The organism is Novosphingobium sp. FKTRR1, from assembly GCF_020404405.1.
Lineage (GTDB): Bacteria > Pseudomonadota > Alphaproteobacteria > Sphingomonadales > Sphingomonadaceae > Novosphingobium.
Window position 1 is genome coordinate 1 of the sequence record NZ_JAIZDA010000069.1, and the last position, 6279, is coordinate 6279.

The 6279-nt window shown below is 61.3% G+C and carries 5 protein-coding genes; 1 reads left to right on the top strand and 4 read right to left on the bottom strand.

Annotated elements, in window-relative coordinates; genetic code table 11:
- Positions 1-193: 193 nt before the first annotated feature.
- On the bottom strand, positions 194-1834 hold the full coding sequence (locus LDN95_RS22670) for a carbamoyltransferase C-terminal domain-containing protein (RefSeq protein WP_226019776.1): 1641 nt from the start codon (positions 1832-1834) through the stop codon (positions 194-196).
- Positions 1835-2204: 370 nt separating this feature from the next.
- On the opposite strand from LDN95_RS22670, the gene LDN95_RS22675 reads away from it, so the two are divergent.
- Positions 2205-3320 carry an IS110 family transposase gene (locus LDN95_RS22675; protein ID WP_004206949.1) on the top strand — a complete coding sequence of 372 codons (1116 nt, stop codon included), beginning with the start codon at positions 2205-2207 and terminating at the stop codon, positions 3318-3320.
- 322 nt (positions 3321-3642) lie between these two features.
- On the opposite strand, the gene LDN95_RS22680 is transcribed toward LDN95_RS22675, so the two are convergent.
- Genes LDN95_RS22680 through LDN95_RS23385 form a run of 3 tightly spaced genes read right to left on the bottom strand, consistent with a single transcriptional unit; the run spans position 3643 to position 6012 of the window.
- The gene (locus tag LDN95_RS22680; RefSeq protein ID WP_226019777.1) at positions 3643-5202 is read right to left on the bottom strand and encodes an IS66 family transposase; all 1560 of its coding nucleotides are present in this window, start codon (positions 5200-5202) and stop codon (positions 3643-3645) included.
- 31 nt (positions 5203-5233) lie between these two features.
- Positions 5234-5590 (bottom strand): IS66 family insertion sequence element accessory protein TnpB, encoded by a 357-nt coding sequence (gene tnpB, locus LDN95_RS22685; protein ID WP_226019778.1) that lies wholly within the window; start codon positions 5588-5590, stop codon positions 5234-5236.
- Positions 5587-6012 (bottom strand): transposase, encoded by a 426-nt coding sequence (locus LDN95_RS23385; protein ID WP_370631733.1) that lies wholly within the window; start codon positions 6010-6012, stop codon positions 5587-5589. Before LDN95_RS23385 ends, tnpB begins: the two co-directional genes overlap by 4 nt.
- Positions 6013-6279: the final 267 nt, after the last annotated feature.

Below are 6279 nucleotides of genomic sequence, written 5' to 3' on the forward strand. Positions count from 1 at the left end.
CCCGCACCTTCCCGCATATGCTTGCGGCGAGCGGTATCAGTCCAGGGCATGTGCTTCCTCCATCGTCTCGACAACGACGCTGAATCACAACCTACTGATATCGCTCAACCACTTTTCGCTCGGGCTCTTAGAACTCTGGCGCAATGAATGTGATCTTCGAAAGCCCCTTCGAAAGGAGAAGATAAGAACGTGATCACGACGGCGATCCGGATCTCAGTTTCTCAGTTGCGCTATATGCCCGGAGATACCGCATGTAGGGTCTGGAAGTCTTTCGGACGTAGGTTTTCCCCTCAACCACAAATCCGTCCAGCTCATGTTGCCTCGCGTATGCGTCCAAGTCGGTTAGGTTGTTGATAAAGCCTTTCCCTTTGAAATTCAGCGACGTGTTGCATAATACACCGAAGCCTGTCAGCTCTCGGAAGGCGGTGAGAAGGTCGTACATTGGCGGGTTGGACGCTGGCGTCACAGTCTGAAGGCGGGCGGTTCCATTGACGTGCGTGACGGCAGCCAATGCGTCCGTCGTGGCGCGGTACGTGTACAGCATGTGGGGGCTATCCGTGTCGCAGCCGAACCATCGCCCGGCATCCTCCTTCGTGCATATAGGGGCGATCGGCCGGAACTGCTCTCGTTGCTTGATTTCGTTGAGGCGTATCCGCGTCTCGTCACGAAACGGCTCGGCTAGGATTGACCGGTTTCCAAGGGCCCGCGGTCCTATCTCGAACTTACCGTGGACCCATCCGAGTATGAGGCCGCCTTCAAGCAGACGAGCCACAACACGAGGATCCCCGTCGAACACGTCGTAGGCCTCGATCTCAATGGCTCCCGATTGACGGAAATCGAGGCCCGAATAGACATCCCAGTCGATCTTCGCGTCACCGGTATATCGTAGTTGCGCATCGATCGCAGTGCCGATGGCGGCACCTGAATCGTTAGCAACCGGTGGAACGAATACGTGCGAGAAAAACCCGCATTCCCTCCATTTGCTGTTCCAGTCGCAATTAAGTCCGCATCCGCCGGCGATGACTAATGGCCTCCCTCTTTCCAGGTTTTCCTCCGCGAAACGAAGGAATCGGGAAAAGATCGCATCGCTAAAGATGCCTGCGAAATTTCTAAACTCAGGGTCGTCCAGGCCGACGTTTAGATGTGGCGCCTCGGCTAGCCGGTCGTAGTCGATCAGCTTGGCGTAGGAGCCGTCAAGGAGATGCGAGATCAGCAATTGCTCCCTTTCGGTAGGCGTCGTCCTAGTCGAGAACGAGGCCAGCGCCATGAGCTTGCCGGCATCCGAGGCTCGCGGATAGGGACCATCCTTAGGAAATGTCGGGTCAGCCAGGCCATAGGCCATTCCGTATCTGTTTCCCGGCTGAGTCATGACATCAGCGAGCAAGGTGATTTCCAGGCATTCGTCGATTTCGTAGAACGAACCCATCTCGCCCTCCCAGATCAGGGCGTAGCATCTGGTTCCCCTAGGCAGATCTGACATGCCGAAAGCGCATAAGATGTGGGCACGTTCGTGGGACGACGAGAAGTAGTCGGTTTTACCCCTAAACAAGCGTCCAGCGTCCATGATTGCGTCTTCAGGCCGGATGCCGCGGTATCCCCCATTTCGGTGAGAACCGAACCGATACTCATGATGATCCAAGGGCCACCACCCACTCATGCAAAGAACCTGGGGCACCTTGTCCAGGTTGGTGGTCGCATCTAGCAGTTCCGGAATCGTGAGATTGGAATAGCGATACCCTGAATCCTTCTCCGCCTCGATGGAAAACACCAATCGCCGGTCACTGATCAGACAGACCGCACCATCGTGGCCAGGGTTGTAGGAAAGTATATCCATACTTCGAAGGTTTCCGTAACAGCCTGAGAGAACGTCGGAAGATCGTCTGGCATGAAAACTCGAAAACTCAAATACTCTTCAGTCTTTAACCGACACGCAATCCGCTCCAGCACAAAACATACCTGTAACTAAGTCAATGGTCATTTGGCGCCAGCTAAAGCCCTTGCATGTCAGATAGCTATTAATGGCGCGATTTTTTCGTGCGAACGAACCTATTTTGGCGGCAGCGATCGCGAAGCGCATGCTACGCGGAATGGCCGGTTTCGGTGGAACCCGACGTTTTTGCAACGTAAGACCCCATGACTGCCAGAGCCTCGGAGGCTCGAATCTGAGATGCTGATGATGGATTTGTCAGCAGCGGAGACGAGTCATGACGGAGACGGTGAAATACGTTGGTCTGGACGTTCATAAGGAAACCATTGCGGTCGCGGTTGCCGATGGGGAACGCGGAGGCGAGGTGCGTTTCGTCGGCACGGTCGCCAACGAGGACGATGCGATCAGGAAGCTGGTCAAGCGGCTGACTGGACCGGGCGTGACGTTGAACGTCTGCTACGAAGCTGGTCCCTGCGGGTATGGCTTGCATCGGCTGCTGACGAAGCTGGGACAGAATTGCATCGTCATCGCCCCCTCGATGATGCCGCGGCGCCCGGGTGACCATGTAAAGACGGACCGGCGTGACGCGATGACCCTGGCGCGGCTGCTACGCGCTGGCGAACTCACCGCAATCTGGATACCGGACGAAGCGCACGAGGCGGTACGCGATCTCATCCGCGCGCGACGCAGCGCGCAAGATGATGCCATCGGAGCCAAGCAGACAGTGCGCAGCTTCCTGTTGCGTCATGATCGTCGTTTCGGCGGCAAGGCGGCCTGGACGAAAATGTACTGGCGGTGGTTGTCCGAGCAGCGGTTCGATTTTCCCCACCAACAGCTGGCATTCGAGGAAATGCAGAAGCGGGTGCTGGAGGCGCAGGCACGGGTTGGGCGCTTAGAAGCGGCGCTGACTGAAGCGGTGGACGCATGGTGTTTTGCGCCGCTGGTCCGCAATCTACAGGTCCTGCGCGGTATCAGGCTGGTCAGCGCTGCGACGCTGGTCGCTGAAGTAGGCGATCTCACCCGCTTCGACAATCCCAAGCAACTGATGGCGTATGTCGGCTTGGTGCCGTCCGAGCACTCCAGCGGCGCTCGGACCAAACGGGGCCGGATCACCCGCGCGGGCAACGCGCAGGCACGAACCATGCTGATTGAGGCGGGCTGGTCGTATCGACTGCCCGCTCGCGAGGAACGACGCTACCGTGAGCGGGTCATCGACTTGTCCGAGGACATCCAGGCGATCGGGTGGAAAGCGCAGGTTCGCCTGTGCCAGCGCTACCGTCGCCTGGCGGCCACGGGCAAGCCTCAGCCCAAGGTGACCACCGCGATCGCGCGTGAACTGGTCGGCTATGCCTGGGACATCGCCCGTCGGGTGTCGCCGGCGATAGCCGGCTGATCCACCCACGACATTAACGAGAGGAGGCGCCAGCGCACCAACTGCATAGCCTTGGCCGGCGTGCCGCGGGCACCCGACTGTGATGGGCAATCCACGGTGTACGGTGGGGCAGGTTCGTCCGACGCCCGAACTTAGACGGAGGATAGGCCCAGCGACGGATACGGGTAGTGCGGTAATCAACCCGCGGATGAGAGCATGATCAATCGTCGTCGATCAGGCGCCCGCGGCACACCCGCCAAGGTCAATGCGACCGCTGGTCTCGAGGCCAGCGAAGGAGTAAACTCGGCCAGCGTCTCGGATGGCAGTCATGAGAGCGGTGTTCTCAGGCCACGGCGGTCCACGGCATGAGTTCGCCGACGGCGTTGGCCGGGTGACCCGCGGCGAGCTTGGAGAGAGTCTCGGCCATCCATGCATGTGGGTTGATATCCGAGATCTTGCAGTTCTCGATGAGCGTGGCGATCACCGCCCAGTTGTCGCCGCCCTCGTCAGAGCCTGCGAAGAGTGCATTCTTGCGATTGAGGGCCAGAGGCCGGATCGACCGCTCGACGGTGTTGGAATCCAGCTCGACGCGGCCGTCATCAAGGAACAGCGTCAGCCCGGGCCAGCGGGTCAGCGCGTAGCGGATGGCATCAGCAAGCTTGCTCTTGGCGCTGACCTGCCGGAGGCGTGCCTCGAGGTAGACGTGCAGGTCATCGGCGATGACGCGGGCTCGTTCGGCGCGTACGGCGCGGCGCTGCTCCGCGGAGGTGCCGCGAACCTCGTCCTCGATCACGTAGAGCATAGCGATCCGGCGCAGCACCTCGGTCGCAACCGGGGACTTGTCCGCCAGCTCGTAGAACTTCCGGCGCACGTGTGACCAGCAGAATGCGAGCTGGATCTGCTGCCGCCGCTTGGCGAGCGCGGTGTAGCCGCCATAGCCATCAACCTGCAGGATGCCGGCGAAGTCACCAAGATGCGCCTCGGCGCGTTCGCCTTTACGATCGGCGGCATAGACATAGGCCACCATCGGTGGATCGCCGCCGCCCCATGGTCGGTCGTCACGGGCGTAAGCCCATAGCTGACCGGTCTTGGTCCGCCCGCGCCCTGGATCGAGCACCGGTGCGGTGGTTTCGTCGGCAAACAACCGCTCCGATCGTCGCAATCGCTCGAGAATGTGATCCCGCAAGGGTCGCAGATACCATGCTGCCCGCCCAACCCAGTCCGCCAAGGTTGAGCGGTCGAGCTGGATACCCTGCCGCGCGTAGATCTGGGCCTGGCGGTAGAGCGGCAGGTGATCAGCATACTTGGCAACCAGGACCTGTGCGATCAGCGCCTCGGTAGGGATGCCGCCCTCGACGATCCTTGCCGGGGCCGGTACCTGGACGATCGCGCCCTCGCACGAGCGGCAGCCATAGCGCGGGCGGCGCGTGACCAGCACGCGGAAGGTGGTCGGCACGACGTCGAGACGCTCAGCCACGTCCTCGCCGATCTGGTGGAGCGCGCCTCCGCAGCAGGGGCAGGTTCGATCATCCACGTCGACAATCTGCTCGATCCGCTCGAGATGCGCCGGCAGTGCACCGCGGTTGGCCTTGCGCGGCCGTTCGCCACCAGCCTTCGTGATTACCGCGTCGCGTGCAGCACGCGCCTGACCGAGCGCTATCTCGATATCTTCAAGGCAGAGTTCGAGTTGGTCGGGATCGAGTTGCTCGGACTTGCGGCCGAACCGGTGCCGCATGAAGACATCGATGATCGACTGCAGCCGCTCAATCTCCGCATCGGCCTCGCCCTTCGCGAGTGCCAAATCTGCGGTAGCGGCACGTTCGGCTGCCACCAAGCGGACCTGTTCCAGCGCGAACGCACGGAGCGCTTCGACGTCCTCGGGAAGGTCCGCATCGATGAGCATGACGAGAGTGAATCAGCCGAAGAACGCCCCGTCAACCGGCAATCTGTGGCGCGATCGGACGGCGTCCGCCGTGTACCCGGCGCCAGTCCAGACCCTCCAGCAAGGCGGCGAGTTGAGCGGCGGTCAGCCGCATCACACCGTCCTGGACCCCCGGCCAGCGAAAGCCTCCTTGCTCGAGCTTCTTGGCCATCAGGCAGAGGCCAGTGCCATCCCACCACACCAGCTTGACCCGGTCCGCCCGCTTCGCCCGGAACACGTAGATCACGCCTGAGTAGGGATCGCCGCCGTACTCCTTGCCGACCAGCGCGGCGAGCGCGTCGGGGCCTTTGCGGAAATCCACCGGGCGCGTGGCGACCATCACTCTCGCACCGGCAGCAGGTCCGATCATCGCGTTGCCCGGAGCGCTTCGATCACCGCAGCAATCAGGCTCGCATCGGCGTCACGGCCAATCTTCACCGCCACTCCATCGATCTTCAACTCGACGGCTGCCGTGCTCGTTCGCCGTCGGCGCCGCGAACGACGTGTGGGAGCCGGATCAGCTGCATCAACCGCATCGATCACGGCAGGCACAAAGACAGGCGCTTCCGACCGTCGCGTTGCTGGAATGAGGCCCTCAGCCTCGAACTGCTTCCGCAGATCCCGCCGCCAAGCGTAAACTTGCGACGGAGCCAGTCCGTGCCGACGCGCGACGGCGCTGACACCTTCACCAGCGTAGCACTCGGCAACGATCGAGGCCTTCACCTCGGGCGGCCAGTCCCGCCGCTTGCCAGCACCCGTGAAAACCTCAAATCGCTGCGCGCCCTTGCTCACAGGATCATCACCCGAGATTATCATAGTAGCAGCGCGCCCCAGTCCGTCAGAACACAAAGACTCGGCGCTGCTTCCTACAACCGCAAGGTGGGGTCAGGGCTCCGCTTACTTTGCAACTACACAGGAGCGGCGTGAGTTGGGTAAGCGTGGCCTGGAGGCCGCCTTGCGTTGCGGGCTTGCGATAGGCTGATTGCCGCTCTTTTTGGGAGCGGTGACGTTGGACGATAGCGAGCTTGATGGAGCAAGTGATCATACGAGCGGTCGTAT